Origin of the sequence: Sphingomonas arenae, from assembly GCF_016924655.1 — a bacterium.
Taxonomy (GTDB): Bacteria; Pseudomonadota; Alphaproteobacteria; order Sphingomonadales; family Sphingomonadaceae; genus Sphingomicrobium; species Sphingomicrobium arenae.
Genome location: NZ_JAFFJU010000001.1, coordinates 947,262 through 973,241, shown reverse-complemented (window position 1 = coordinate 973,241; position 25,980 = coordinate 947,262). Strand labels below are relative to the sequence as shown.

At 67.8% G+C, this 25,980-nt stretch carries 27 protein-coding genes; 15 read left to right on the top strand and 12 right to left on the bottom strand.

Annotated elements, in window-relative coordinates:
- The first annotated feature begins 84 nt into the window (after positions 1-84).
- A complete protein-coding gene (cysN, locus tag JT720_RS04910; RefSeq protein ID WP_205479755.1) occupies positions 85-1,917 on the top strand; it encodes a sulfate adenylyltransferase subunit CysN in 1,833 nt (610 codons plus the stop codon).
- Positions 1,918-1,969: 52 nt separating this feature from the next.
- Positions 1,970-2,710, top strand: coding sequence for a hypothetical protein (locus JT720_RS04905; RefSeq protein WP_205479754.1), 741 nt, complete (start codon positions 1,970-1,972; stop codon positions 2,708-2,710).
- An 8-nt stretch (positions 2,711-2,718) separates the two neighbouring features.
- On the opposite strand, the gene JT720_RS04900 is transcribed toward JT720_RS04905, so the two are convergent.
- From JT720_RS04900 to JT720_RS04880, 5 genes are all read right to left on the bottom strand, one after another.
- On the bottom strand, positions 2,719-4,314 hold the full coding sequence (locus JT720_RS04900; RefSeq protein WP_205479753.1) for a hypothetical protein: 1,596 nt from the start codon (positions 4,312-4,314) through the stop codon (positions 2,719-2,721).
- Positions 4,315-4,380: 66 nt separating this feature from the next.
- On the bottom strand, positions 4,381-5,220 hold the full coding sequence (locus JT720_RS04895) for a MipA/OmpV family protein (RefSeq protein ID WP_205479752.1): 840 nt from the start codon (positions 5,218-5,220) through the stop codon (positions 4,381-4,383).
- A gap of 91 nt (positions 5,221-5,311) precedes the next feature.
- Positions 5,312-5,650 carry a ferredoxin FdxA gene (fdxA, locus tag JT720_RS04890; RefSeq protein WP_205479751.1) on the bottom strand — a complete coding sequence of 113 codons (339 nt, stop codon included), beginning with the start codon at positions 5,648-5,650 and terminating at the stop codon, positions 5,312-5,314.
- 238 nt (positions 5,651-5,888) lie between these two features.
- A complete protein-coding gene (locus tag JT720_RS04885; protein ID WP_205479750.1) occupies positions 5,889-6,155 on the bottom strand; it encodes an RNA-binding S4 domain-containing protein in 267 nt (88 codons plus the stop codon).
- Positions 6,156-6,246: 91 nt separating this feature from the next.
- Positions 6,247-8,736, bottom strand: a complete 2,490-nt coding sequence (locus JT720_RS04880) for a helicase-related protein (protein WP_205479749.1) — start codon at positions 8,734-8,736, stop codon at positions 6,247-6,249.
- A gap of 166 nt (positions 8,737-8,902) precedes the next feature.
- On the opposite strand from JT720_RS04880, the gene JT720_RS04875 reads away from it, so the two are divergent.
- Positions 8,903-10,342: a M23 family metallopeptidase gene (locus tag JT720_RS04875; RefSeq protein WP_205479748.1), complete on the top strand. Its 1,440-nt coding sequence runs from the start codon at positions 8,903-8,905 to the stop codon at positions 10,340-10,342.
- Positions 10,343-10,384: 42 nt separating this feature from the next.
- On the opposite strand, the gene JT720_RS04870 is transcribed toward JT720_RS04875, so the two are convergent.
- From JT720_RS04870 to JT720_RS04855, 4 genes are all read right to left on the bottom strand, one after another.
- Positions 10,385-11,455, bottom strand: a complete 1,071-nt coding sequence (locus JT720_RS04870; protein WP_205479747.1) for an aspartyl protease family protein — start codon at positions 11,453-11,455, stop codon at positions 10,385-10,387.
- Between the two features lie 95 nt (positions 11,456-11,550).
- Positions 11,551-13,083: an ATP-binding protein gene (locus JT720_RS04865; RefSeq protein WP_205480186.1), complete on the bottom strand. Its 1,533-nt coding sequence runs from the start codon at positions 13,081-13,083 to the stop codon at positions 11,551-11,553.
- A gap of 217 nt (positions 13,084-13,300) precedes the next feature.
- Positions 13,301-14,065, bottom strand: a complete 765-nt coding sequence (locus tag JT720_RS04860) for a TIGR02186 family protein (protein ID WP_205479746.1) — start codon at positions 14,063-14,065, stop codon at positions 13,301-13,303.
- Positions 14,062-14,973 (bottom strand): sulfite exporter TauE/SafE family protein, encoded by a 912-nt coding sequence (locus JT720_RS04855; protein WP_205479745.1) that lies wholly within the window; start codon positions 14,971-14,973, stop codon positions 14,062-14,064. Before JT720_RS04855 ends, JT720_RS04860 begins: the two co-directional genes overlap by 4 nt.
- A 212-nt stretch (positions 14,974-15,185) precedes the next feature.
- Between JT720_RS04855 and JT720_RS04850 the strand changes: the two genes are divergently transcribed.
- The 4 genes from JT720_RS04850 (at position 15,186) to JT720_RS04835 (ending at position 18,719) form a co-directional block, all read left to right on the top strand.
- Positions 15,186-16,139 (top strand): aldo/keto reductase family protein, encoded by a 954-nt coding sequence (locus JT720_RS04850; RefSeq protein ID WP_205479744.1) that lies wholly within the window; start codon positions 15,186-15,188, stop codon positions 16,137-16,139.
- Positions 16,140-16,182: 43 nt separating this feature from the next.
- Positions 16,183-16,854, top strand: coding sequence for a pyrimidine 5'-nucleotidase (locus tag JT720_RS04845; RefSeq protein WP_205479743.1), 672 nt, complete (start codon positions 16,183-16,185; stop codon positions 16,852-16,854).
- The gene (gene dapD, locus JT720_RS04840; protein WP_205479742.1) at positions 16,851-17,672 is read left to right on the top strand and encodes a 2,3,4,5-tetrahydropyridine-2,6-dicarboxylate N-succinyltransferase; all 822 of its coding nucleotides are present in this window, start codon (positions 16,851-16,853) and stop codon (positions 17,670-17,672) included. Before JT720_RS04845 ends, dapD begins: the two co-directional genes overlap by 4 nt.
- A 132-nt stretch (positions 17,673-17,804) precedes the next feature.
- Positions 17,805-18,719, top strand: coding sequence for a DMT family transporter (locus JT720_RS04835; protein WP_205479741.1), 915 nt, complete (start codon positions 17,805-17,807; stop codon positions 18,717-18,719).
- Here the strand turns inward: JT720_RS04835 and JT720_RS04830 are convergent.
- A complete protein-coding gene (locus tag JT720_RS04830) occupies positions 18,703-19,248 on the bottom strand; it encodes a TlpA family protein disulfide reductase (RefSeq protein ID WP_205479739.1) in 546 nt (181 codons plus the stop codon). The genes JT720_RS04835 and JT720_RS04830 overlap by 17 nt on opposite strands.
- On the opposite strand from JT720_RS04830, the gene JT720_RS04825 reads away from it, so the two are divergent.
- Both JT720_RS04825 and JT720_RS04820 read left to right on the top strand, forming a co-directional pair.
- Positions 19,235-19,582, top strand: a complete 348-nt coding sequence (locus JT720_RS04825; protein WP_336511937.1) for a hypothetical protein — start codon at positions 19,235-19,237, stop codon at positions 19,580-19,582. The genes JT720_RS04830 and JT720_RS04825 overlap by 14 nt on opposite strands.
- Complete coding sequence (locus tag JT720_RS04820) at positions 19,579-20,457, top strand: UTP--glucose-1-phosphate uridylyltransferase (protein ID WP_205479736.1); 879 nt, start codon at positions 19,579-19,581, stop codon at positions 20,455-20,457. Before JT720_RS04825 ends, JT720_RS04820 begins: the two co-directional genes overlap by 4 nt.
- 73 nt (positions 20,458-20,530) lie before the next feature.
- Here the strand turns inward: JT720_RS04820 and JT720_RS04815 are convergent, their stop codons facing one another.
- Both JT720_RS04815 and JT720_RS04810 read right to left on the bottom strand, forming a co-directional pair.
- Positions 20,531-21,073 (bottom strand): response regulator, encoded by a 543-nt coding sequence (locus JT720_RS04815; RefSeq protein ID WP_205479734.1) that lies wholly within the window; start codon positions 21,071-21,073, stop codon positions 20,531-20,533.
- Between the two features lie 61 nt (positions 21,074-21,134).
- Positions 21,135-21,701 (bottom strand): HNH endonuclease, encoded by a 567-nt coding sequence (locus JT720_RS04810; RefSeq protein WP_205479732.1) that lies wholly within the window; start codon positions 21,699-21,701, stop codon positions 21,135-21,137.
- Positions 21,702-21,872: 171 nt separating this feature from the next.
- Here JT720_RS04810 and gluQRS point away from each other — a divergent pair, with 171 nt between their 5' ends.
- Genes gluQRS through JT720_RS04780 form a run of 6 tightly spaced genes read left to right on the top strand, consistent with a single transcriptional unit; the run spans position 21,873 to position 25,980 of the window.
- Entirely contained in the window at positions 21,873-22,712 is an 840-nt protein-coding gene (gluQRS, locus tag JT720_RS04805; protein WP_205480184.1) for a tRNA glutamyl-Q(34) synthetase GluQRS, read from the top strand.
- Between the two features lie 12 nt (positions 22,713-22,724).
- On the top strand, positions 22,725-22,928 hold the full coding sequence (locus JT720_RS04800; protein WP_205479730.1) for an HIG1 domain-containing protein: 204 nt from the start codon (positions 22,725-22,727) through the stop codon (positions 22,926-22,928).
- A 1-nt stretch (position 22,929) separates the two neighbouring features.
- The gene (locus JT720_RS04795) at positions 22,930-23,490 is read left to right on the top strand and encodes a cob(I)yrinic acid a,c-diamide adenosyltransferase (RefSeq protein ID WP_205480182.1); all 561 of its coding nucleotides are present in this window, start codon (positions 22,930-22,932) and stop codon (positions 23,488-23,490) included.
- Positions 23,460-24,701 carry an ergothioneine biosynthesis protein EgtB gene (gene egtB / locus JT720_RS04790; protein WP_419555384.1) on the top strand — a complete coding sequence of 414 codons (1,242 nt, stop codon included), beginning with the start codon at positions 23,460-23,462 and terminating at the stop codon, positions 24,699-24,701. Before JT720_RS04795 ends, egtB begins: the two co-directional genes overlap by 31 nt.
- The gene (gene egtD / locus JT720_RS04785) at positions 24,685-25,644 is read left to right on the top strand and encodes an L-histidine N(alpha)-methyltransferase (RefSeq protein ID WP_205479728.1); all 960 of its coding nucleotides are present in this window, start codon (positions 24,685-24,687) and stop codon (positions 25,642-25,644) included. The genes egtB and egtD overlap by 17 nt, the downstream gene beginning before the upstream one ends.
- A gap of 42 nt (positions 25,645-25,686) precedes the next feature.
- Positions 25,687-25,980 carry a YggT family protein gene (locus JT720_RS04780; protein WP_205479726.1) on the top strand — a complete coding sequence of 98 codons (294 nt, stop codon included), beginning with the start codon at positions 25,687-25,689 and terminating at the stop codon, positions 25,978-25,980.

Genomic DNA, 25,980 nt, shown 5'->3' with positions numbered 1-25,980 from the left:
GGGAGTCCATCTCGTGTCATCGCCTCCCGGGTTGCAGGTTCGGGAGATGGATTCCCGCCTGCGCGGGAATGACGAGGGCTATTGATGGACCTCCTCCGCTTCATCACCTGCGGCAGCGTGGATGACGGCAAGTCGACGCTGATCGGGCGGCTGCTGTACGACAGCAAGCTGATCTTCGACGACCAATTGGCCGCGCTGGAGGCGGACAGCAGGCGGGTGGGCACGCAAGGCGAGGACATCGACTTCGCGCTGCTGGTGGACGGGCTGTCGGCCGAGCGCGAGCAGGGCATCACCATCGACGTCGCGTATCGCTTTTTCGCGACGCCGCACCGCAAGTTCATCGTCGCCGATACGCCGGGACACGAGCAATACACCCGCAACATGGTGACCGGCGCGTCCACGGCGGACGCGGCGGTGATCCTGGTCGATGCGCGCAAAGGCATGCTGACGCAGACGCGGCGGCACAGCTTTCTCGCCAAGCTGATCGGCATCCGCCACTTCGTGCTGGCGGTGAACAAGATGGACCTGGTCGACTATGACCGGCTCGCCTTCGACAGCATCGTCGCCGATTACATGGTGTTCGCGCGGGACGCCGGCGTGGCGGAGTTCACCGCCATTCCGCTGTCTGGCCTGAAGGGCGACAACGTCATGGAGCGCTCCGCCGCCCTGCCCTGGTACGAGGGGCCGAGCCTGCTGGAGCACCTCGAGCAGTTGCCGGTGGACGATGCGGCTGCGGCGCGCGGACCCTTCCGGCTGCCTGTGCAGTGGGTCAACCGCCCGAACCAGGGTTTCCGCGGCTTTTCAGGGCTGATCGCCGAAGGGATGGTGAAGCCGGGCGATTCGGTGCGGGTGCTGCCGTCGGGACGGACGACGCAGGTGTCGCGGGTGGTGACCTACGACGGCGACCTGGAAAGTGCGCAGGCGGGCCAATCGGTCACGCTGACGCTGGCGGACGAGGTCGACTGTTCGCGCGGGAGCGTGATCGCCGCCGCCGATTCACCGCCCGAAGCGGCCGACCAGTTCGAGGCGGACCTGGTGTGGATGGCGGAAGACCCGCTGCTGCCCGGCCGCGGTTACTGGCTGAAGCTCGGGACGCAGACGGTCACCTCGACGGTTCAGCCGCCCAAGTACGAGGTCAACGTCAACACGCAGGAGCAGCTGGCGGCCAAGACGCTCGGCCTTAACGGCATCGGGGTGGTCGAACTCGCAACGGACGCGCCGCTGGTGTTCGAGCCCTACGCCAGTAGCCGGACGCTCGGCGGGTTCATCCTGATCGACAAGATCAGCCATGCGACCGTCGGCTGCGGGATGCTGCACTTCGCACTGCGCCGGGCGCAGAACATCCATTGGCAGGCGATCGAAATCAGCCGCGAGGCGCATGCGCGCCAGAAAGGGCAGAAGCCAGCGGTGATCTGGCTGACGGGCCTCAGTGGCGCGGGCAAGTCGACCATCGCCAACCTCGTCGAGAAGAAGCTGTACCAGCTGGGCAAGCACAGCTTCCTGCTGGATGGCGACAACGTCCGCCACGGCCTCAACCGCGACCTGGGCTTCACCGAGGCCGACCGGATCGAGAACATCCGGCGGGTCGGCGAAGTCGCGAAGCTGATGGCGGACGCCGGCCTGATCGTGATCACCGCCTTCATCTCGCCGTTCCGGGCCGAGCGGGAGATGGTGCGGGCGATGCTGCCGGAAGGCGAGTTCATCGAGGTGTTCGTCGATGCGCCGCTGGCCGAGGCGGAACGGCGGGACGTGAAAGGGCTGTACGCCAAGGCTCGCGCCGGACAGCTCAAGAACTTCACTGGCATCGACAGCCCTTATGAGGCTCCCGAGCACCCCCAAATAAGAGTCGACACGACCGTCATGTCGGCAGAGGAAGCCGCAGAGTCGATCGTGCGCGAGGTGCTGGCGCGCGGTTGAGGCGAGCCCCGGGTCCGCTATCGAAGAACCCGGCAGTGCGACAGGAGGCCTCGTGCGACCAGTCGATCTGCTTTGGACCAGCGGATGGGATTCCACCTACCGTCTGCTGGACCTGGTTCTCCGGGAGCGCCGCGCAGTCCAGCCCTTTTATGTCGTCGATCGCGATCGGCCCTCGTCCGACATCGAACTGGCTGCACAGGACCGCATCAGGGCGGCGCTGCGGCAGAAGGATGCCGAGGCGGCGGACCGGGTCCAGCCGACCATCGTCGTGGACCGGCACGAGTTACCCGAGGACGAGGACGTCGCCGACGCTTTTCAACGGCTGAAGCAGCGGTCCTACATCGGATACCAGTATGATTTCCTGGCCAAGCTGGCCCGGACGCACGGCCTGCGTGAGCTGGAGCTATCGGTTCACCGGGACGACAAGCTGGTGAAGCACCTGGAGGGTCAGGTGGAGCAGTCGGACGGCTCGTGGAGGGTTGCGGCTACTGCTCCGGAGGAATTGGACCCGCTGCGTCATTTCCGCTTTCCCCTCCTCACGATGACCAAGCTGGACATGCGCCAGCGGGCGGCGGAGGGCGGCTTCCTGGACCTGATGGAACTGACCTGGTTCTGCCACTACCCCGTCAATGGCGAGCCGTGCGGCAGTTGCAACCCATGCCGGGCGACCGTTGCCGAGGGGCTTGCTTCGCGGGTCCCATGGAAACGGCGGCTCCGCGCGGCGCTGATCGGTCCGGTACGGCCGTTGGTCCGAGCAATCCGGGAGAAGCGGGAGCGGGCCCGAAGGGGCTGACCGCGGCTTTACAGGCCCTTTCGGCCAAAACCCCGTGGGCCCGGACGAGCCGCGGCGATGGTCGGCGCAGGTCGGGGTGAGGCCGCCGCCAGGGGAGCAGGTCGCCGCTCCGGCACGGGATCCGGCCGAGGATCAACCTTTCCGAGAGCGTCAAATTCGAGCAGCAAGGCCTGCGTCGGGTCTGCACGCCCGGCGCGGCTCGGACCGAAGAAGCCGCGAACCGAGCGGTCGCCGGGAGTCTCTCCGAAACTGTTGCCGTCACTGACCACCGGGCCCCGGTTCAGCAGATATTTGAGGATCCCGCTCAACGTGTCGCCAACGGCGGTCGCACTCGCCGAGGCATTCCAGACCTCCACCTCATAGCCGAGGAAGGGCAGCATCCCGCCGGTCGAAAGCGACACGTTACCGTCCTCCATCGAATGGGGCGCGGTCCAGGTCCAGAGCATCAGGGGCAGCTCGCCATTGGCGAGGCAGCCGGTGAGGCGGTGGACGTCGGCTGCCGGCATGATGGTGTCGGTGCCGGCATTCAGGACGGCTACTGCCTGGCGGTCACCGGCGAGAAGGCCGACGACGAGGCTGATCACCGCCGCGGTCTGGCGAACATCTTCGTAAGGGCTGCTGCGGGTGTCGAGGTCCGTCGAGACCACCAGCTGGCACCCCGCTCCGGCAAACGCATCCAGGCCGTCGCGGAACCAGAAGCTGCGCGAAAGGGCGCTCTTGATGCAGTAGTTGGGGATCGGCTCCTCGTGGAACGCGAGCTCGACCAAGGCGGCGCGGCCTCGTAGCCGAGCGCTTCCGTTCTCCGCCGGTTCGATCGTCCATCCGCCCTCCGGGTCGAGCGCAGCACAACCTTCGCGCAGCCTGTCCCAATCGGGGCACAAGGGTCCGCCGAGCGCCATCACGAGCGTCGGCAGCCGATCTGTTCGTGGCCGCTCGTCGGCGTAGGACGGAGGCGGCGCGAAGCCCATCGCCTGCGCGAACTTGCCTCCGCCCTGCCGGGCGAGGATGGTCGCGAACGTCCGCTCGAGGTCCGCGTGAATGTTCATCATCTCGGCCGGCGAGCGCACACGCGGGGTCTCGAGGGTGGAAACGGGTGCCGCGCCCGCAACTGCTGCCGGAACGGTCGCCCGGCCGCAGCGCCCCAGCACCTGGTCGATGCTGGTCGTCCGGCGCTCGCGGGAGAGGCAATGCTCGAGCGCTTCGGTGATGTTCGCGACGTCGTACCAGCGGCCGCCGGGAGCAATCTGCACCTGAGCGCCGGGCGCCTGCTCGATCACCAGGGCCGCGCAGGCAATCACCGCGATCCGCTTCGCCAGTTCGGGGTTCTCGGTGGACGGCGGCGTGAGCGCCAGGTGCAGCTGGTGGGGTGGAGCACCGGCCTCAAGCGGGAGCGGACGCTCGTGCAGGGCAATGCTCATCATCACCATGCCGTCCGCCCCCCGGCCGAGGATCGTCTGTGGTCGCTCGAGCGTGGCGCGGTCCTTGGGTCCGCCCGTGTCCTCGTCGCCGCAGCGCCACGACCAGTCCGGTAACGCGCGCTTCAGGTCCGTCCGCAGGCGCGCAACGGGAAGCACGACCGGATGATCGAGGGCAATGAACGGCATGCCTTGGCTCTCCGCCGGGGTCCTTTCGGGCGGAGCCTAGGCCGGGATGGCTAAGATTGACTTAACCTACCAGCTGTAGCCGACACCCGCGGCCAGGAACCACTGGTTGGCGCTGCCACGGTCGGCGACGATGGGCGAGCGCTTGAAGTCGCCCACGAGGCGCTTGTAGCTCGCCGTGCCGAACAGGCCCCAACCCTTGCGTGCGTCGCCGGTGAGCGAGTGCGCGACCAGCAGCCCGGTCTGCCAGTTCTTCATGCCGCCGTCGGGGTCGTAGGTCGCGAGTCCGCTCGCGAGGGAGCCTGCGGGCGTGATCCCGAAGTAATAGTCGGCGTAGTCGTTCGACACGAAGTCGGCCGATGCGGAGATGCCGACGAACGTGCTCAGCGACAGCGGCGTTCCGAAATCGATCGTCGGAGTGATGACGACGCTCTGGTGCGCGTTCCCGACGTCCTTCACGGCATCGACCCGGAAGCTCAACGCGTCATACGGGTTGGTCAATCCCTTGACGGTCACGCCGGCAAAGCCACCCACCTCAATCCCGACCTTGCGGTCGCCCAAGGCATCGACGGCATCGTCCTTGACCTTGCCGGTGCGATTCAGGCGAACCCCGACGATCGGACCGGCGTCGAAGTCGAGCTTGGAACCACCGGGAACAACATCGGCATAAAGGTAGGTGCCGCGGCTGAAGAGGCTGATGCCGCCGGTGCGGGCACGAAAGACCAGGCCGGGGACGGGGCGGTAGTCGTCCGACCCCTCGTAATCGGGGACCAGGGCTGCACCTAGCCCGACGTTCAGATAGTCGCGCTGATCGTTGGGGTCTGGAAGCTCGGTCGGAGCCGTGCCTTCCTGGGCGAAAGCCGGCGTTGCCGCCACCAGTGCTGCGGCCGCAAGAACCCAATAACGCATCAACATTCCCCCCTTTGTTACGGGACCGAGATCAACCTCAGGAAACGCAAACGTGAGGGTGCGGCGGTCGTTCCGAAGCTGGTCCTTAGGCCTAGTCGCCCGCGCCGGGCTCCGCCGAGAAATACTTGTCGTACTTTCCTTCCTCGCCCTTGTGCTCGTCGGCGTCCGCCGGCGTCTCCTTCTTGCGCGTGATGTTGGGCCACTGGGACGAGAAGGTGGAATTGAGTTCCAGCCACTTCTCAAGGTTGCCTTCCGTATCCGGGAGGATGGCTTCGGCCGGGCATTCCGGCTCGCACACGCCGCAGTCGATGCACTCGTTGGGGTTGATGACGAGCATGTTCTCGCCCTCGTAGAAACAGTCCACCGGACAGACCTCGACGCAGTCCATGTACTTGCAGCGGATGCAGGCGTCGGTGACGACGTAGGTCATGTGTGCTCGAGCTCCCTTGTTGAGGGAAGCGCTATGCCGGGCCGCTGGTTCCGTCAACGGGGTGGGATTGCACCAAGAGCTGATGCGGAGGGAGGTCCGGCGGCCACGTGGAGCGAACCTCAGCGGCTAGGCCGACCGAACCCAAGCGCTCACGCTGAGCTTGTCGAAGCGTCTCTCCGAACCCTTCGACAGGCTCAGGCGGAGCGCGGGACCTTGCTCCTGGTCAACTCCGGCAGGCTCAGGGTGAGCGCGGGGGTTCGTGGATCTCCTCGTAACAGGCCCGCGCCTCTGGTGCCGGACCGCGCCGGGTGGGGAGCGCGAGCACCTTCAGGATCCGGACTTGTCCCCGCAACGGCATGGCCACGGTACTCCCCACACGGACCGTGTCGCTGGGCTTCTCGACGCGGCGACCGTCGATGCGGGTGCGGCCTTCGTCTATGAGGGCTTGGGCCTGGGTGCGGCTTTTGATCAGGCGGATGAAGTAGAGGTACTTGTCGATGCGCATGGGCAATCTTCGACCCTGTGGCGCTCACCCTGAGCCTGTCGAAGCATATGGAGAGACGCTTCGACAAGCTCAGCGTGAGCGCTAGTGGATTTCACCCCTTCAGCCCCGCGAGTGCCGCGAAGGCGTTGCCGGGGCGAGGGGCGGCGGGGACTTCGCGTGCCGGGCGATGGCCGCGCCACTTCCAAGCCTCGCCGGACGCGCGGAAACCGACGTCGGCCATCAGCCGGGCAAGAGCCTCGTCGGACAGGCCGAGCGAGGTTGCGAGCGTGCGATCGATGGGATCGGCTTCGCCCGCGGCCCGAGCCTTGTGGGCGTGGGCAGCGAGGCGGTCGGCGAGGTCGACGCGCAGCCAGATCGGGCCGAGCCGCCGGAACGCGAGGGCGGCCCCGCGCGGGTCTGAAGACGGAGGCAGCGTCGAGGCACCGGGCGAGGCGAGCGCGGGCATGGGCTGCCGGTCGCGGACCGACAGCAGGGCCGCCCGCCAGCGCTGCGCCTCGGGTTTGAGCAGGCTCGGCGCGAACGCATCCAGCGCTCCCAGGCGCACCCGCAGGCGGTAGAGCGCCGCCCGGCCGTCCTTGTCGAGCTGACTGATCGGCTGCGCCAGCGCACGGCGTGGCAGGAGGCCGCCGGCATCCGCCAGCATTGCGGTCAGCGCCCGCACCGCGGGTGCGTGCTTCCGGTCGGCGGAGGCTGCCGCAAGGCGCTGGAGGTCGGTCAAGTGCCGGCGGACCATGGTTGCGAGCCATGCCTCCATTCGCCCGCGCATCGCGTCGCGGCGCGGCCCGGACAGCCGGTCGAGCGCACGCACCGGTTTCACCATCGGTTCCGTCAGGGCGCGGCCGGGAGCAAGGCGGGCGAGTAGGTGGCCGTTCCAGCTGATGCCGACCTCGCTTCCTGCGTCCGAGAAGAGCGCGAACGCATCGTCGGGCGCGTCGATCAGCTCGCGGGCGCGGCGGTCCAGCTCCTCGCCCAGACGCCGTTCGGCCGCTGCAAGCAGCATGCGCTTGTCAGCCAGCCGGGCGGTGGGATCGACCTTGAAGTCGAAGCCGGCGAGATGGCCGATCGGCTCAGGGCCAACGCTGACTTCGCCGTCGGCCGCCACCGTCACCGGCAGCGCGTCGGCCCCGCGTGCGCCGATGTCGCGGACAAGGACCGCGGTCCGGCGATCGACGAAGCGTTGGGTCAGCCGTTCGTGCAACGCGTCGCTCAGCCTTGATTCGACGGCGCGGGTCCGTTCGGCCCACTTCGCGGGATCGGCGAGCCAGTCGGAGCGGTGCGCGATGTAGGCCCAGCTTCGCACCCCGGCGAGCCGATCGGCCAGAGCTTCGATGTCCCCTTGCACATTGTCGAGGCGAGCGACCTCCGCGGCGAACCAGTCGTGCGCGATGTGGCCGCCTTCGCCGATGTAGCTGAAGATCCGCCGAACCATTCGGGCATGGTGCATCGGGCCGACCTTGCGGAAGTCCGGAAGGCCGCAGGCCGCCCACAGACGACGTGCCTGCAAGCCGCGCCGGGCGGCGATCGCCGGGTCTTCGGCCAGCTGCTTCAGCACGGCCAGGTCGATCGACAGCGGCGCGGACCGAAGCAGCGGATCCTCGCTCTTGGCTTCGAGGCTGGCGATCAGCGCACGGACGTCGGTGAAGTCGAGCTCGGCGGAGCGCCAGTAGAGATGGTCGAGCGGGCGGAAGCGATGCTCCTCGATGGAATGGACCTCGCCCTCCTCGAAGGCCGGTCCGCTCTCCCCACCCAGGCTGAGGGTGCCGAAGCTGCCGTCGCGCTGGTGACGGCCCGCACGGCCCGCGATCTGCGCCATCTCGGGAATGGTGAGCCGGCGATCACGGCGCCCGTCGAACTTCTCCAGCCCGGCGAAGGCGACATGGGTCACGTCCATGTTGAGGCCCATGCCGATGGCGTCGGTGGCGACGAGGTAATCGACCTCGCCGCGCTGGAACATGGCGACCTGGGCGTTGCGGGTGGCCGGGGACAGGGCACCCATGACCACGGCCGCGCCGCCCTTGAAGCGGCGCAGCATCTCGGCCAGCGCATAGACCTGCTCGGCGGAAAAGGCGACGATCGCGGACCGTGGCGGCAGTCGCGACAGCTTGGCCGAGCCCGCATAGCTCAGGGTCGAGAAGCGTGGGCGGCCGACGATCTCGGCCTCGGGAACCAGCGCCCGAATCATAGGCCGCAACGTGTCGGACCCGAGGATCAGGGTTTCCTCCCGACCACGGGCCCGAAGGAGGCGATCGGTGAAGACGTGGCCGCGCTCCGGATCGGTGCCGAGCTGCGCTTCGTCAACCGCGCAGAAGGCGAACTCCTGATCCACCGGCATCGATTCCACCGTGGACAGCCAGTAGCGCGCCGTCGGCGGTGCGATCCGCTCCTCACCGGTCAGCAACGCGACCTGCGCCTCGCCCTTGAGCTTCACGACCCGGTCATAGACCTCGCGCGCCAGCAGTCGGAGAGGGAAGCCCATGACTCCGCTGGAGTGGGCACACATGCGTTCGATGGCGAGATAGGTCTTGCCGGTGTTCGTGGGTCCGAGGATCGCCCGGACCGGCGCGTGATGGGCTCCGGCCATGGGACTAGATGTGGCCATCCAGCGATAAAGCGCAAGCGCCGGATTGGGTTCTCTGCTAATCCCAGCAAGGGTTTAGTTTGACATTAACCCTGTTCGGCCGAGAGAGTCGGTCGGTACAGGAGGGGAGTCGGGGCTCCCTGACGCGGAGGGGCATTTTTTGCACCAGATGGTGAGCGGGGCAGGGATGGGCGGCGCGGCCGTGCTGCGCGCACCGGCGTTCGGCACCCGCACGCGTCCGCTCCAGGGCCGGCGGGCGACCGACATCGACCTGGTCGTCGATCTCGGCAGCAATCTCTTCTCGCGCCGGTGGTGGCGCGGCCTTGGCACTTTGCTGCTGCTGTGCGGCACCGTCGCGTTCCTGGCGCCCGGCTTCGAGCCGCTCGCCGGGGGCACTCCCGCGCCCATGGGCGAGGTCGAAGCGGAGCAGATGGAAGCGCTGGCCATCGCTCCGCTGAATACCGGTTCCCAGACCGGGCTGCGGATGGCGGAAACGGCCGCGGTGGAGCCGTTGAGCCAGGCGCCGGAACGCCCGACCGTTGAACTCTTCGCCACCTTCAATCGGGGTGACTCCGTTGCAGACCTGCTGCAGCGAGCCGGAGCCGCGTCGAACGAGGCGGCCGCTGCGGCGCGGCTGATCGCACGCGCGGCGCCGAGCGGGATTTCGCCCGGAACGACGATCGCCGTTACCCTCGGCCAACGTCTGGATGGCAGTTCGCGGCTGATCGAACGGCTATCGCTGCGCGCCGGCCTGGCGCTCAAGGTCACGGTGCAGCGCTGCGCGGGCGGGTTGGAGCTGACGCGCATTCCGATCGCGGTCGATACGACCCCGCTGCGTATCCGCGGGCGGGTGGGTGACGGGCTCTACTGGGCGCTGCGGGCCGCCGGAGTCTCGCAGGGAGCCGCCGCCGACTACCTCAAGGCGCTTGCCGGCCAGATCGACGTCGGCAGCGAGGTCAGCCCGGACGACAAGTTCGACCTCGTGATCGCCAACAGCCGCGCCGCGACGGGCGAGAACGTGCCCGGCGCGCTCCTCTATGCCGGTCTCGATCGGGTCGGCGCGAGCGATTTCCAGCTGATGCGCTGGCCGGTGGGCGGGCGCATGCAGTGGCTCGAGGCGAGCGGCGTCGGCCGCCAGACCAGCGGCATGATCTATCCCGTGCAGGGACGGATCACCTCTGGTTTCGGGCTGCGCGTCCACCCGATCCTGCGCTTCGCCCGGATGCACAAGGGCATCGACTTCGGTGCCCATTGGGGATCGCCGATCGTGGCAGCGGCCGACGGGCAGGTGCTGCGCGCCGGTTGGGCCGGCGGCTACGGCCAACAGGTGCGGCTGGCGCATGGCGGCGGGATCGTCACCACCTACAGTCACATGAGCCGTATCGTCGCTCCGGCGGGAAGCATCGTCCGCCAGGGCGAGCTGATCGGCTACGTCGGCTCGACCGGCCTGTCGACCGGTCCGCACCTCCACTATGAAGTCTACCGGGATGGCGTCCCGGTGAACCCGCTGGGGGTCCGGTTCGCCAGCCGGGCGCAGCTGGAGGGTGCAGAGCTGGAGGCATTCCGCAATCGCTTGCGCGCGCTGCTCAGCGTCGGGGTAGGCGGCTGAGGGAAGCTCGCCGTGGCCGGGTTCTACTTGGAGGCGAGCCGGCTAGCGTCGACACACGGCCGCATCCTCTCCCGAGGACAGGCGGGTGGACCAGAACTGGCTCGACGTGCTGATGATCACGCCTGTGGTCCCGCACTTCCGTAGCTGGAAGCGGACCTTACGGGAGCGAAAGTCGAGCGACACTCGCCGGAATGTCGACAGCAAGTCGGTTCCCAGCAGCAGTGCGGGCTCCTCCTTGAGCCCGAAGACGGTGAAGGGCGGCACATCGGCAAAGGCAATCGGCACGTTGCGCAAGGTGACCGACCCCAAGCGGAGCTCGGCGATGCGCGCGAGTTGCAGTTCAACCGTGACGCCGGTGACGCCCGTCGCGGAAAGGGTGAAGAACTTGTTGCGGTTTCCGCGGATCAGCCGGTCCCGCAAAGCCAGATTGCCGATCGTGATCTCGGATCCCGTATCGATCACCGCATCGAGCGGCAGGCCGGCGGCGCGCACTTCCGTGAGGATCAATTGTCCGCGCTGGCGGCGCGCCGTGATGACGATCGCGCCATCCATGTACTCGGCCGGCCGGCGCGCATCCTCGGCCTTGATCACACGCTTTTCGAAGTCCAGCATCAATCGCTGTCGAACCAGGGCATCGATCCCGATCATGCCCTGCCCACCCAGGTCGAATTCGCGCAGCGCCGGCAGCTCCAGGTCGTGAAGAGTGCTCTGCCCGAGCGACAGCTCGCCCACCAGGACACGGCCAACTACCGCACTTCCCGTCATCCCGTGCAGCGTGACGGGCGTTCCAACCGGCAGTCTCAGGTCTCGCGCGATGTTCAACCCGATCACCGAGGTGTCTGCGCCGCTGTCGACGAGAAACTGGTATGGACCGCGCCCATTGACCCGCACCTCCACGGTCATGCGGGTCTCGATCTTGCGGGCATTGATGTCCTCGCCGCCGATCGCGAGACTGTTGTCCAGCACCGCCGGCGGCAGCGGGGGCATCTGGCGAGGCGGCACGGGCTGCGGTTTGGGCAGCGAGCGCGACGGAGTGGCGTCACCCGCACCGCTGGCCGCGACGGAGCAGGTCAGGGCGCAGGCCAGCGCCAGAATCCTGAGCGGTGTAAGCACTCGCGCCCACTCCAGCGAAGAGCGCTCGACAATACCCCCGCTAAGGTTTGATGACTAGCCGCAGTCGCCGTGAGGGCTCGCGCCCGGTACGCGCTTTACCGCCCGTGACCGCGCCAGCGCTTGATGGTGCGCTGGATGATGTCCGCCTCGCCCCCGGTCTCACGCCACAAAGCGGCGAAGCTCGGGTCGCTGGAGGCTGGCCGCTTCTCCGGCTCAAGGTCGTCGAAGCGGACGCGGATGGGGATTGCGACGCCTTCACCGCAGACGATGCATTCGCGGTTGCGGAGCGCCGGGATTGCATCGAGGAAACCACGCGCGCCTTCCGGCATGGCCGCTCGGACGCAAGCCTGGTCGCGATCGTTGTTGAGACGCATGGAGATGATCGTGCCGCACTGCGACAGCACGCCTTCGGCCAGATCGGACGGGCGCTGCGTGATCAGGCCCAGCGACACGCCATACTTACGACCTTCCTTGGCAATCCTCTCCAGGATGCGGCGCACGGACTGGCCGGCCGCATTCTCGTCTTTGGGAACGTAGCGATGCGCCTCTTCGCAGACGAGCAGGATCGGCCGCTGCGCTTCCGTTCGCGACCAGATCGCATAGTCGAACACCATGCGCGCGAGCACCGACACCACGACGCTGGTGATGTCGGAAGGCACGCCCGACACGTCGACGATGCTGATCGGCTTGCCGTTGGCGGGCAGGCGAAAAAGCTTGGCGATGAAGCTGCCCATCGTGTCCGACACCATCATGCCGGAGAACATGAACGCGTAGCGCGGATCGGCCTTCAGCTCGTCGAGCTTGGTCTTGAGCCGCTGGAACGGCGTGGTGTCCCCGGCCCGGTCAAGCTTGCCCATTTCGTTGACCAGGATCGCATTAAGGTCGGTCAGCAGATAGGGAATGGGCGAATCCACCGTCACCTTGCCGAACTGCTCCGCGGCCTTGGTCTTCATGCGGGCGGCGAGCAGGCACTTGGCGAGGATGTCCGCGTCCCGCTGCCGCTCGGCTCCGTCGGTCGTCAGGAGCACTTCGCAATGCTCCTCGAAGTTCATCAGCCAGTAGGGCAACTGGAGGTTGTCGACGTTGAACAGCTCGCCGCAACCCTTGAACGCGGCCGAATATTCGCCGTGCGGGTCGATCATCACGATGTGACCCTCGGGAGACAGCTGCGAGATCCGGTGCAGGATCAGCGCGACCGACGTGGATTTGCCGGTACCGGTGGAACCCAGGATCGCGAAGTGCTTGGACAGCATCGGATCGACATAAAGCGCGCCGCGGATGTCGTCGGTCGGGTAGACGGTGCCGATCTCCACGTGGGCGTCGTCTGCAGCCGCGAACACGGAGCGGAGGTCGTCCGTGGTCACCGGGTGCACCGCCGAGCCCGGAATCGGGTAGCGGGTGACGCCGCGCCGGAAGTTGCGCATTCCGCCGCTTTGCAGGCGCTCGCCCTCGCCGAGAAAGTCGATCGCTGCGCGAACGGTGCCGTCCTCGCCCGACCGCATGGTGCGCACGTTGGCGATCAGCCACGACGCGCCCACGGCCATCTTCACCTGGCTGCCGACCTGGCCGGACATGGCGACCGACGGATCCTTGTGATCTGCGAGGGTGTTCAGCCGCTCCGGGTCCATGCGGATCTGGGAGCCCGATCCGGCAATCTCCAGCACCTGGCCGATGGGCGCCTGCTTCTCGCTCGACGTCGGCACATGACCGCCCGTCGGCGCATCATCCGCATAGGTCGAAAGCTCGTCGAGAAACTGCTTGAGTTCGACGTTGTCGGTCACCGTGCACCCACTCCCACAAACACTGGTTCGGGCAACCGGTTAACGTGACGCTCGTAAAGATTCGCTAAAGCCTCCGACGGAACAGCGCGGCCGCACCCCAGCCGAGGCCGAGGGAGAGCAACACGGCGGCAAGTCCATAGAGCAGGCTGTAGCGCCGCGCGGCGATGCCGATGCTGCGCTCCACGCCTGCCTGGCTGACCTCGATCTCCTTGGTGGCGACCGCCAGGACCTTGCCCCGGTCAATCAGGAAGGTTTCGGCGGTGTAGGTTCCGACCGGCACCTGGCTCGGGATGAAGATGCGGGCCCGGTAGAGCACCCCTTCACTGATCTCCACGCCCGACGGGTTCTCGCTGTAGAGGCCGGCGCGCCGCTTGAGGTCGAGCAGCCCGGCTTCGAACCGGCGGGCCTTGTCTGGCTGTGCGCCGCCGCCCGGCGAGAGCTGGAGATTCTCGAGGCCGAGCTCGTAGACGGCCGCCGTCCGCTCGTCGATCAGGTCGGGCAGCGGCCGTGACGAGGCCACCGAATAGAAGCTCGGCGCCGAGCGGAAGCGGTTGGAATCCGCGTTCATCCAGATGCCCGCGATCTTCTGCTTCTCGCGCAGCACGATGGGCTGCACCGGCCCGCGCAGCACCACCGCGACATCGGCCGGGCGATTGGGCGTTCGGCCGCCCGGGTAGAGGATGGCGCCGAACAACAGGAGGTCGGCACCGGTGAAGCTGTAGCGGATCTCGACCGCCCGGTTGGACACGTCCGGCACCAGCTTGGGCGCCGCCTGTCCCAGCAGGAACGGCGCGGCGACCGCCAGGGCAATGGGAGCGAACCGCCTCACAGATACTCGATCGAGAAGATCTCGTCGGGGCGGTAGGTCAGGCCGAGGGCCATGCGGAGCGCCACGGAGATGATGATTAGTGCCAGCGCCAGCCGCAGCAGGTCGGGCTTCAATCGGGTGGTCAGCATGGCGCCATATTGCGCACCGATCACGCCGCCGACGAGCAATAGCCCCGCCAGCACGATGTCCACCGACTGGGTGGTCAGCGCATGGATCATGGTGGTGGCGGCGCTGACCGCCAGAATCATGACCAGGCTGGTGCCGACCACCACGCGGGCCGCCATGCCCAGCAGGTAGATCATGGCGGGGACGAGGATGAACCCGCCGCCGATTCCGAGCAGGACGGTCAGGATCCCTGCCGCGAAGCCCAGCAGGACCGGCGCGATCGGGGAGATGTAGAGGCCGCTCTGGTAGAAGCGCCAGCGCAAGGGCAGCCCCGCGACCCAACGGTTGTGGCGCGGCTTGGGCTCGGTCCGCTCGGCCGGGGTGATCCAGCCGAGCGCGACGGCGGCGTCCCGGAGCATCAGCACGCCGATGCTGCCCAGCAGCAGGACGTAAAGGATGCCGATCACCGTATCGATCTGCCCGCTGGCCTGCAGCAGCCTGAAGATGCCCGCGCCCGCGAGGCTGCCGAACAACCCACCGACGATCATCACCAGCCCCATGCGCAGGTCCACGCCGCCCCGCCGCATGTGGGCGAGGGCCCCCGACACGCTCGCCCCGGTGATCTGGGTGGTGGCCGACGCCACCGCCACCGTTGGCGGGATGCCGTAGAAGATGAGCAGCGGCGTCGTCAGGAACCCGCCGCCCACCCCGAACAGTCCTGACAGCACTCCCACGAGGCCGCCGAGAGCCACGATGAAGAGAGCGTTGACCGACATGCCGGCGATCGGAAGGTAGATGTCCATGCGTGCGCCGGACGCTAGCGGCAAAGTGCGGCGGTGCTAAGCCCCCCGACGGCAACCCCTCGCTCGTCCTGAGCGGAGCGCAGCGCAGTCGAAGGGCGTTCATGAGCGACGCCGTTCGACTACGTTCGCGCTGCGAACTCCGCTCAGGACGAGCGAACAGCTGGATCGAACCGCGCAACCAAGGGGTTCTCCCCGCAAAGGAGAGCGGCAACATGCAATATCGGCGGCTTGGCGACAGCGATCTCACGGTTTCGGAAATCAGCCTCGGATCCTGGCTGACCTATGGCGTGGGCGTGGAAGCGGACAAGGCGCGCGCCTGCCTGGAGACCGCGTTCGAGCAGGGCATCAACTTCATCGACACGGCCAACGTCTACGGCCGCGGCGCGGCCGAGGAGTTCCTCGGCGAGGCGCTCGCCGGGCGGCCGCGCGATAGCTACGTGCTCGCGACCAAGCTGTTCTTTCCGATGAGCGACGAGGACAGGGGCCTGTCCCGCGACCAGGTGGAAAAGCAGCTCGATGCCTCGCTCGAGCGACTGCGGACCCCCTACATCGACCTCTACCAGTGTCATCGCTACGACTGGGACACGCCGCTGGAGGAGACCATGGAGGCGCTGACCGCCGCGGTGGATAGCGGCAAGGTGCGCTACATCGGCTTCTCCGAATGGCCGGCCGAGCGCATCCAGGCGGCCATGGACCTCGGGTACAGCGCCAAGTTCGTGTCCAGCCAGCCGCAGTACAGCCTGCTGTGGCGCCAACCGGAGGCGGAGGTCATCCCCGTGTGCCGCCGGTACAACATCAGCCAGATCGTCTGGTCGCCGCTGGGCCAGGGCGTGCTGACCGGCAAATATGAACCGGGCAAGCCGCTGCCCCAGGGCACCCGGGCGACCAGCGAGGAGATGAGCGGCTGGATGGACCGGCTGCTCCAGCCGCAAGTGCTGGACGCCGTACAGCGGCTGAAGCCGGTGGCGGCCGAGGCGGGGCTCAGCCTGACGCAATTCGCGCTCGCCTGGGTGCTGCGCGAACCCAATGTGGCGAGCGCCATTACTGGAGCGTCGCGGCCGGAGCAGGTGGTCGAGAATTGCGGCGCGTCCGGCGCAAGGGTCGACCCCGCACTGTTCGCCCGCGCCGAGGAGATTGTCGCGGAGGCACTCACCGAAGACGCCTGACGATTTGCTCAGTCCTCGCGAGAGGGCTAGGCGCGGTCAAAATATGGACCCCCGCTTCGCCCACGTCACGGACTGGATCTTCGACCTCGACAACTGCCTGTATCCGGCGTCGACCCAGCTGTTCGCGCTGATTGACGAGCGGATGGGGGCGTACATCCAGCGGCTGCTCGATTGTGACCCGGTCGAGGCGCGGCGCGTGCAGAAGGCGCACTTCCACGCGCATGGGACGACGCTGGCGGGCCTGATGGCGGAGCATGGCGTCGACGCGCACGAGTTCCTCGAAGACGTGCACGCCATTCCGCTCGACCGCATCGCTCCCGACCAGCGGCTGGCGCGCGGACTGGGCCGGCTCCCCGGGCGCAAGTTTGTCTTCACCAACGGCGATGCGCCTTATGCCACGCGGGTGCTCCAGGCGATCGGTGTGCACGAGCATTTCGTCCATCTGCATGACATCCATGCGAGCGAATTAAAGCCCAAGCCCAACCCGCACGGCTACCGCCTCTTGTGCGAGCGGTTCGGCATCGATCCGACCCGCGCGGTGCTGGTCGAGGACATGGCCCAGAACCTGCGGCCGGCGAAGACGCTGGGCATGACCACCGTGTGGGTCGACAACGGCTCCGAGCGCGGCAATCACGATTACGATCCGGCCATCGTCGACCTGCGCATCGCGGATGTCGGCGAATGGCTGCACGACATGCTGGGAGATGACGAGTGACCGATCTTCAGGGGACCATCGAGCGCGCCTGGGACGAGCGGGACGGGATCGGCGCGGAGACCAAGGGCGAGGTGCGCCAGGCCGTCGACCGGGCACTGGCGCTGCTCGATTCCGGAGAGGCGCGGATCGCCGAGAAGGTCGACGGCGACTGGACCGTCCACCAATGGCTCAAGAAGGCCGTGCTGCTGAGCTTCCGCCTGAACCCGATGGAGATGATCCCGGGCGGCCCGGGCGCGTCGCACTGGTGGGACAAGGTGCCGAGCAAGTTCGCCGGCTGGAGCGAGGCCGAGTTCAAGACCGCCGCCTTCCGCGCGGTTCCGGGCGCGATCGTCCGCCGCGGCGCCTACATCGCACCCGGTGCGGTGCTGATGCCCAGCTTCGTTAATATCGGCGCGCGCGTCGGCGAGGGCACCATGGTCGACACTTGGGCGACGGTCGGCAGCTGCGCCCAGATCGGGCGCAACGTCCACATCTCCGGCGGCACGGGGATCGGCGGCGTACTCGAGCCGCTGCAGGCGGGACCGGTGATCATCGAGGACGATTGCTTCATCGGTGCCCGTTCGGAGGTCGCCGAGGGTGTGGTGGTCGAGCAGGGCGCGGTGCTGTCCATGGGCGTGTTCCTGGGTGCCAGCACCAAGATCGTCGATCGCGCGAGCGGCGAGGTCATCTACGGCCGCGTTCCCGCCTATTCGGTGGTGGTGCCCGGCGTCCTGCCCGGCAAGGATGGCGGCCCCGGCCTCGCCTGCGCGGTCATCGTCAAGCGCGTGGACGAGCGGACCCGGTCCAAGACCAGCATCAACGAGCTCCTGCGCGACTGACCATAAGCCGAGCTTATCGCGAGCCTTCCGCTATTCGTTGGCGGCTTCGCTCGAACGCGCTTAGCTGCAGCCTAGCTGTTTGGACGCAAGCTTCGGGACACCACCCGACTGTTCGGAGCGCAAGGGAAGCCGATGATCAACCGAGTCATGACCGCGCGCGAATGGTCGTTGCTTCTGCTCCTGGCGCTCATCTGGGGCGGCGCCTTCGTCTTCATCCATGTCGTGGTGCGATCACTTCCGCCACTGACTTACGTGTGGCTGCGAGTGTTGTTCGCGTCCGCAGCCTTGTGGCTCTACTTCGCCGTCCGCCGCGAGAGCATCGCCTTGCCGCGCGAAGCCTGGGTGCCGATCATCGGCATGGCCCTGCTCAACAATCTGGTGCCCTTCGCGCTGTTCGGCTGGGCTCAGACTCAGATCGCCAGCGGCCTCGCCTCGATCCTCAATGCCACCTCCCCAATCTGGGGCGTCATCGTGGCTCACTTCTTCACCCGGGATGAGCCGCTGACGCCGCTGCGAACGCTCGGTCTGCTGCTCGGGTTCGGCGGATTGCTGGTAATGCTCGGGCCGGACATCGCCGGAGCCGACGGAACCCTGATGGCGGAACTGGCCTGCGTCGTCGCTGCCCTGCTCTACGCGGTCGCGGGAGTCTGGGCCCGCCGGTTCCGCGCACTCGGGGTCACGCCGACCGCAGTCGCGACGGGACAGCTCACCGCCGGCGCCGTCCTGATGACGCCGGTAGCGTTGCTGGTGGACCGTCCGTGGCTGCTGCCCGCTATGCCGATCGAGGGCTGGGGAGCGCTGATCGCACTTGCGGTATTGTGCACGGCGATCGGCTACATCCTCTATTTCCAGCTGATCCATTCCGCAGGAGCCACCAACGCCTTGCTGGTGACCCTGCTGGTCCCGCCCGCTGCCATCCTGCTGGGCGGCCTGCTGTTGGGCGAGGTGCTGGCGGGCCGCGATCTCGCGGGGCTGCTGCTGATCGGGCTCGGCCTTGCGGCGATCGATGGGCGATTGATGCCGCGCCGGGTTACCGCGCTTCCTTGAGGAGCGCGGCGGCTTCCGGGCCGGTCCAGTCGAGGTCGCCCGTGTAGCGCCAGATCTCCTTGCCGTCGGAGCCGTAGAGCACCGTCGTCGGCAGGATGCTGGCGCCCAGCGCGGAGCTCATCGCCATGTCGGCGTCCTGGAAGGGCTCGAGCGCAATCTCCTTGTCGCCGAGGAACGCCTTCACCTTCGCCTGGTCGCCCATGTCCTGGGACAGGGCCATCACTTGCGGCGCTCCGGGGCGATCGGCCAGCGCATCCAGCGTCGGCAGTTCCTTGACGCAGGGCGCGCACCAGGTGGCCCACAGGTTCACCAGCACCGGCTTGCCCCGGAACTCGGCGAGGCTGGTCTCTTCGCCGTCGGGGTTGCGGAACGTCACTGAAGGCGCCGCCTTGCCCGCCTGACTCCGGTCCAGCCCGGCTTGCGGGCCGGTGGGCGCGGCAGCGGCGGGGGTGCCTTGCTGCTCCGCGGCCTTTTGCCTATCGCAGCCGGCGAGGGCCAGGAGCCCGGCGAGGAGGATGATCACGCGCATGGCGGGAGGGATAAGAGGCCGGACCGCCGCTGTCACGCTGGCCTTTCTGCTGCTGGCGGGCTGCGGGCGCATCGGCGAGCTCGAGCCTCCGCCCGGCGGCTCGCTGCCGGTGAAACCGAAGCTCGCGCGAACCACGCCGACCCCGGAAGAGCTGCTGACGCCGCCGCCTTATGCCCAGCCGGAGCGGGTGGACGAAATCCTCCGTCGCTCGGAACCGCGGCGGGCCGACCGCTTTGACCTGCCGCCACCCGACGGAGGCGCCGCGCCCGCGGCGGAAACCGACGGCGAGGCCGAAAACAGAACCGACGATCCAGGACCCGCGACCCCCCAATGACCATCAAACCGCTTCGCAAGGCCGTCTTCCCGGTGGCCGGCCTCGGCACCCGCCTGCTCCCCGCGACCAAGACCATGCCCAAGGAGATGCTGACGGTGATCGACCGTCCGCTGATCCAATATGCCGTGGACGAAGCGCGCGAGGCAGGGATCGAGCAGCTGATCTTCGTTACCGGGCGCGGCAAGTGGAGCCTGGTCGACTATTTCGACGTCAGTTTCGAACTGGAGGCGACCATGCGCGAGAAGGGCAAGAGCCTCGCTCCGCTGGAGCCGTCCCGCGTGCCGTACGGCGAGTTGATCTCGGTCCGCCAGCAGCAGCCTCTGGGTCTTGGCCATGCGGTCTGGTGCGCGCGGCACGTGGTCGGGGACGAGCCGTTCGCCGTGCTGCTGCCGGACGACCTGATGGCGGGCACTCCCGGTGCCCTCAAGCAGATGGTGGACGCCTACAACCGGGTCGGCGGCAACATCGTCTGCGCCGAGGAAGTCGCACCCGAGAAGACCGGCAGCTACGGCATCGTCACTCCCGGTGCGAGCGACGGCAACCTCACCGAAGTCCGCGGTCTGGTCGAAAAACCGGAGCCGGAGGTTGCTCCGTCACGCCTGGGGGTGATCGGCCGCTACATCCTGCAGCCCGAAGTGATGCGCGAACTCGATGCGCAGGAGACTGGCGCGGGCGGCGAAATCCAGCTCACCGACGCCATGGCCAAGCTGATCGGCAAGCAGCCGTTCCATGCCGTGAAGGTCGACGCCGTGCGCCACGACTGCGGCGACCGGCAGGGCTATGTGCTGGCGACGCTCGCACTTGCGCTGCAGCGGGAGGATCTCGGCCCGGTGGTGCGGGAGTTCATGCAAGGGTCAACGTCACCCCGGACTTGATCCGGGGTCTGCCTTCCCTTGCAGCTCACGAGAAAGAAGGCAGGCGGGCCCCGGGTCAGGCCCGGGGTGACGGTTACGCGCTAACCATCCCCGCCAGCCGCCGCAGCTCCGCTTCGGTCGCATAATAGCGGTCCTTGAGCTCACCCAATTCGATCGCCCGCTCGACCACGCGTGCATCAAGCGCAGCCATGTCCTCACGCAGTTCCGCGAGGGATCGGGCACTGGCGAGGCGGCGTTCGATGCGCGCGGTCAGCACTTCGAAGTGGAACGGCTTCAGGATGACGTCGTCGGCGCCGGCCTCATAGGCCCGGACCGCCGCCGTGGGATCGTCCCGCCCGGCGATCAGCATCACCGGCAGGTCGGCCCACGCCGTCTCGCCCCGGATTGCACGGGTAAGGTCCGGCCCGGACATGCCGCTCATCTGCAATTCGGAAAGCACCAGGTCCGCGCCGACCCGCTGAAGCTCGCTGAGCGCGCTGGCGCCCGTGTCTGCCACGGAAATGCGGTAGCCTTCCTCGCCAAGGCGGCGGGCCAGCAGCGCCAGGTGCGAGCGGTTGCCGCTCACCACCAGGATGCGTGGGCCGTTGCGAGCGGAGGAAGGAGCGTCCGGAGCCATGGGCCGACTCTCGCTCCAAAATAGTTAACGCAACGCTAAGAACTGACCCGGAGCCGATGCTTCAGGGCTCCAGCTCGACATCCCAGTAGAGGTAATCGCGCCAGCTGGAATGGAGGTAGTTGGGCGGAAAGCTCTTGCCGTGGTCCTGCAACTGCCAGCTGGTCGGCCGGATCGGCTCGCGGTGGATCGGCATCCCGGCTTGCCGGGGAGTGCGTCCGCCCTTCTTGAGGTTGCACGGAGCGCAGGCGGTCGCGACATTCTCCCACGTGGTCCGTCCACCCTGCGCCCGGGGAATGACATGGTCGAAGGTCAGTTCCTTGTGGCTGCCGCAATAGACGCAGCGAAAGCGATCGCGCAGGAACAGGTTGAAGCGGGTGAAGGCTGGATATTCGTTCGGGCGGACGAACTGGCGCAGCGCGATGACGCTGGGGAGCTTGAGCGTATGGGTGGGCGAATGGACCTCGCGATCATAATGGGCGACCACGTCCACGCGCTCGAGGAACATTGCCTTGACCGCCGTCTGCCATGGCCAAAGGCTCAGCGGATAGTAGGAGAGCGGGGTGTAATCGGCGTTGAGCACCAGCGCCGGGCAGCTGTCGGGGTGGCGGATGAGATCGGGTTGGTACACGAGTGCGCGCGCCTCCAGGTCGGTTCTGACCGAACCTGCACCCTCCGGCCCCGTCGCACGCAAGGGGAGAGGCCGTTGTCGGCCGCTTGCCCTGCCCTGCCGGATGCCAACCCGGCGTGACGGGATGATGAATCGGCCATTGCGGATTCATCGTCAAGAGGGACGGTCCAGCTGGTGATCAGTTCCCGCTTCGCGCCATCTCCTACCGGGCGCCTGCATCTCGGCCATGCCTACAGCGCGGTTCTGGGCCGCCAGGCCGCGGATCGCTGGCTGCTGCGGATCGAGGACCTCGACCCGGGCCGGAGCCGTCCCGAGTTCGTCGGCGGCATTCTCGAGGACCTCGATTGGCTCGGCCTCAGCCATGACGGCGAGCTACTGGTCCAGTCGCAGCGCACCATGCTCTACGCAGAAGCACTGGAGCGCCTGAAGGCAGACGGGCTGGTCTACCCCTGCTTCTGCACGCGTGCGGATATCGCCGCCTCGCTGACCGCCCCGCATGGTGACGCGGGGTCGGCCTATCCAGGCACCTGCCGTGGCCGCCCGGATGATCCCGAGCGTCGCGCCACTACGCCGCACAGCTGGCGGCTGAACAGCGCCGAAGCCATCGCCCGCGCCGGCCTGCCGGGCTGGCGGGAGGCGGACGAGACCGCCTTCTCCTCCGATCCCGCGCAGATCGGCGACGCCATCCTCGCCCGCAAGGACGCGCCATCCTCCTACCATCTGGCCTGCGTGATCGACGACGCCGCGACGGGAGTCACCCACGTCGTGCGCGGAGCGGATCTCAGGCCATCCACGCCGGTCCAGCGGCTCCTTCAGGTGCTACTCGGCCTGCCCGAACCGACCTACCTCCACCACCCGCTCGTCACTCACCAGGATGGCCGCCGCCTTGCCAAGCGCGACCAGGCCCCGACCTTGGCGGCGATGCGCGAAGCGGGGGTGAATGGCCGGGAACTGGCCCGAAGCCTTGCTACCGGCGTTCTCCCGTCTGGCTTTCGGCTGCTCACACCCTAGATAGAGGGCATCATGTCCACCATTCTCATCATCCTCCTGCTCGTGGCGATGGCCGCGACTGCCTACGTCCTCGTGCGGGGCGTTATCGCCATGGCGTCGGGTAAAGTCGGCAACCAGGAGCAGCAGCAGCAATGGATGCGCAAGCGCGTCCTTTACCAGGGCATTGCGATCTTCATCGCCGCCCTGATCCTGATCCTGGCCGGCGGCGGGCGCTAAGCTGGTCAAGCTCAACAAGATCTACACCCGCACGGGCGACGGCGGCACCGCCGGCCTGGTCGACGGCAGCCGCGCCAGCAAGGCCGGGCTGCGGCTCACCGCCATCGGTGAGGTGGACGAGGCGAACTGCGCCGTCGGCGTCGCCCTGACGCTGGTCGAGGGGGCCACCGCCGACCGGCTCACCCGCATCCAGAACGAGCTGTTCGACCTCGGAGCGGACCTCGCCACGCCTGGCGAGATGGAAGGCGCCCTCCGCATCGTTCCACGTCAGGTGGAGCGGTTGGAGGAGGAGATCGACGCGATGAACGCCGATCTTGCACCGCTGACAAGCTTCATCCTGCCCGGTGGATCACCGGCCGTCGCGGCACTTCACCTCGCTCGCGCAGTGGTCCGGCGGGCTGAGCGGGCCGCGGTGGCGCTTGCGGAAGCCGAGCAGCTCAACGCCCAGGCCCTTGCATACCTCAACCGCTTGTCCGACCATCTCTTCGTTGCCGCCCGCTGGGAGGCGGCGCACGCAGGAGGCGACGTGCTGTGGCAACCCGGCGCCACGCGCCAGAACTGACCGGGCCGACACTTGCCGGCCGCCTCTGCGCGACACGGCAGCTGACGCTCGACCTCGCGGCGCCGCTCAGTGATGCGGACGCAACGATCCAGCCGCATCCCGACGCATCTCCCGCCAAATGGCACCTGGCGCACACGACCTGGTTCTTCGAGACCTTCGTGCTGCGCGATCATGTGCCCGGTTACCAGCCGTTCGACGAACGCTGGGCCTATCTCTTCAACAGCTATTACGAGGGGGAAGGAGAGCGCCTGGCCCGGGCGCGGCGGGGAATGATCAGCCGGCCCAGCCTGGACGACGTGCGGGGCTGGCGCGCCCACGTCGACGAGGCACTGGACCGGGCTCTGCCGGACCTCGCTCCCGGGGTGCTGGGCCTGATCGAACTCGGCATCCAGCATGAGCAGCAGCACCAGGAGCTGTTCCTGACCGACATTCTGGCGAGCTTCGCCGAGAACCCGCTGGAGCCCGCGTATGGCGCGCTCCCGCCCCCCGCCTGCTACGCCACCGAACCGCTGACCTGGCTGCCCGGCCTTACCGGCGTGGTCGAGGTGGGGGCGGGGGGCCACCCCTTCGCCTTCGATTGCGAGCGGCCGCGCCATTCCGTGCTGCTGCACCCCCACGCCGTCGCCCAGCGCTGCGTTACCAACGGCGAGTGGCGGGAGTTCATTGCGGCCGGCGGCTACGAGACGCCCGCGCTGTGGCTCAGCGAGGGGTGGGACTGGGTGCAGCGTGAAGGCATCCGCGCCCCGCTCTACTGGCATGAGGACGGCTCCGCCTTCACGCTCGGCGGCCTGCGTGAAGTCGACCGTGCTGCACCTGTCGCGCACGTCTCCTACTATGAAGCGGATGCCTTCGCCCGCTGGGCCGGTGCCCGGCTGCCGACCGAGGCGGAGTGGGAGAGCCTGGCCGCGTCCGCCAACCCGGCCATGGGTCATCAGCTGGATGCTGCCGGGCCCGTGGTTCCACGCCCGGGCGGCGGGCTGTTCGGCGACGTCTGGAACTGGACCGGTTCGGCCTATCTGCCCTACCCGGGCTTCCGGCCGGTCGAGGGGACCGTCGGCGAATATAACGGCAAGTTCATGTGCGGGCAGTTCGTCCTGAAGGGCGCGAGTTGCGCCACGCCGCGGGGGCACAGCCGCGCATCCTACCGCAATTTCTTCCCGCCTTCGGCCCGCTGGCAGTTCACGGGAGTGCGCCTTGCCCGCGACCTCTGACGACGCCGACCCTCAGTTCCGGACTGACGTTCTGCGCGGCCTCGCGAGCCACCCCAAGGCGATCCCCGCGCGCTGGCTGTACGACCAGCGCGGGTCGGAGCTGTTCGACGCGATCACGCGGTTGCGCAGCTATTATCCGACCGCCACCGAGACGGCCCTGCTCCGCGACATCATGCCGGAATTGGCGGAGCGGGTCGGGCCCGGGCGGGCGGTTGTCGAGTTCGGGGCAGGGTCGCTCACCAAGACGCCGATCCTGCTCGAAGCCATTCGCCCGGCGCTCTACGTGCCCGTGGACATCTCCGGCGACTACCTGCGCGCCAGTGCCGTCGAACTCGAGGCCAAGCTGCCGGGCCTCCCCATCCACCCGGTCGAGGCGGATTTCGCCACGCCTATCGACCTTCCGGCGGAGGTCCCGGGCCATGCGGTGCTCGGCTTCTTTCCCGGTTCGACCATCGGCAACTTCGTTCCGCATAGTGCCACCGACCTGCTGCGCCACTTCCGAGCCACGCTGGGCACCGGCGCCTTGTTGCTGATCGGCATGGACCGCGTGAAGCCGATCGACCGCCTGATCGCCGCCTACGACGAGCCGGAGGGCGTCACCGCCGCGTTCAACCTCAATTTGCTTCACCGCATCAACCGGGAGCTGGACGGCACCATCCCCGTGCAGAAATTCCGCCATCAAGCGCGCTGGAACGACATCCTCAGCCGGGTCGAGATGCACCTGGTCGCAACCGGGGCCGTTGAGTTCAGCGTGGCCGGACAGACCTTCCGCCTGGCCGACGGCGAGAGCATCCACAGCGAGAACAGCCACAAGTACGGACCGCGCGGCGGGCGCATGCTGCTGCTGGCGGGCGGGTGGACCCCGGTTGCCGAATGGACCGACCCGGCACGTGACTTCGCAGTCGTGCTGGCCGAAGCCCAGCCGGAGCGCTTTGCCCCTTAGGGCCGTGTTGCTCCCGTCACACTCCCCGGCTAAGCCGCCCTCATGCTCCTGGCGCTCTTCAACATCGCCGACCTGCTGCTTCGGGTCCTGACCTGGATCATCATCCTCCAGGTCATCCTCAGCTGGCTCATTGCCTTCAACGTCATCAATACGTCCAGCGAGGGCGTGCGGCGCTTCCTCGTCGGGCTCGAGCGTTTCCTCGACCCGCTCTACCGGCCGATCCGCCGGATCATGCCGGACTTCGGCGGCCTGGACCTCTCGCCCGTGGTTCTCCTGCTGGCGATCTCCATCGTGCGGATGCTGCTCGCCGGGCTCGCCGCGGACATCGCAATCTGA

Excerpts from the sequence above, each read along its gene's own strand:
- JT720_RS04900 (WP_205479753.1), bottom strand. The coding sequence starts at position 4,314 with ATGCCGTTCATTGCCCTCGATCATCCGGTCGTGCTTCCCGTTGCGCGC.
- JT720_RS04830 (WP_205479739.1), bottom strand. The coding sequence starts at position 19,248 with ATGCGCGTGATCATCCTCCTCGCCGGGCTCCTGGCCCTCGCCGGCTGC.
- JT720_RS04880 (WP_205479749.1), bottom strand. The coding sequence starts at position 8,736 with ATGGCCGGAGCCCATCACGCGCCGGTCCGGGCGATCCTCGGACCCACG.
- JT720_RS04895 (WP_205479752.1), bottom strand. The coding sequence starts at position 5,220 with ATGCGTTATTGGGTTCTTGCGGCCGCAGCACTGGTGGCGGCAACGCCG.
- JT720_RS04855 (WP_205479745.1), bottom strand. The coding sequence starts at position 14,973 with ATGGACATCTACCTTCCGATCGCCGGCATGTCGGTCAACGCTCTCTTC.
- JT720_RS04825 (WP_336511937.1), top strand. The coding sequence starts at position 19,235 with ATGATCACGCGCATGGCGGGAGGGATAAGAGGCCGGACCGCCGCTGTC.
- JT720_RS04885 (WP_205479750.1), bottom strand. The coding sequence starts at position 6,155 with ATGCGCATCGACAAGTACCTCTACTTCATCCGCCTGATCAAAAGCCGC.
- JT720_RS04850 (WP_205479744.1), top strand. The coding sequence starts at position 15,186 with ATGCAATATCGGCGGCTTGGCGACAGCGATCTCACGGTTTCGGAAATC.
- fdxA (WP_205479751.1), bottom strand. The coding sequence starts at position 5,650 with ATGACCTACGTCGTCACCGACGCCTGCATCCGCTGCAAGTACATGGAC.
- JT720_RS04815 (WP_205479734.1), bottom strand. The coding sequence starts at position 21,073 with ATGGCTCCGGACGCTCCTTCCTCCGCTCGCAACGGCCCACGCATCCTG.
- JT720_RS04875 (WP_205479748.1), top strand. The coding sequence starts at position 8,903 with ATGGTGAGCGGGGCAGGGATGGGCGGCGCGGCCGTGCTGCGCGCACCG.
- JT720_RS04865 (WP_205480186.1), bottom strand. The coding sequence starts at position 13,083 with ATGGACCCGGAGCGGCTGAACACCCTCGCAGATCACAAGGATCCGTCG.
- JT720_RS04800 (WP_205479730.1), top strand. The coding sequence starts at position 22,725 with ATGTCCACCATTCTCATCATCCTCCTGCTCGTGGCGATGGCCGCGACT.
- JT720_RS04820 (WP_205479736.1), top strand. The coding sequence starts at position 19,579 with ATGACCATCAAACCGCTTCGCAAGGCCGTCTTCCCGGTGGCCGGCCTC.
- JT720_RS04835 (WP_205479741.1), top strand. The coding sequence starts at position 17,805 with ATGATCAACCGAGTCATGACCGCGCGCGAATGGTCGTTGCTTCTGCTC.
- cysN (WP_205479755.1), top strand. The coding sequence starts at position 85 with ATGGACCTCCTCCGCTTCATCACCTGCGGCAGCGTGGATGACGGCAAG.
- JT720_RS04845 (WP_205479743.1), top strand. The coding sequence starts at position 16,183 with ATGGACCCCCGCTTCGCCCACGTCACGGACTGGATCTTCGACCTCGAC.
- JT720_RS04780 (WP_205479726.1), top strand. The coding sequence starts at position 25,687 with ATGCTCCTGGCGCTCTTCAACATCGCCGACCTGCTGCTTCGGGTCCTG.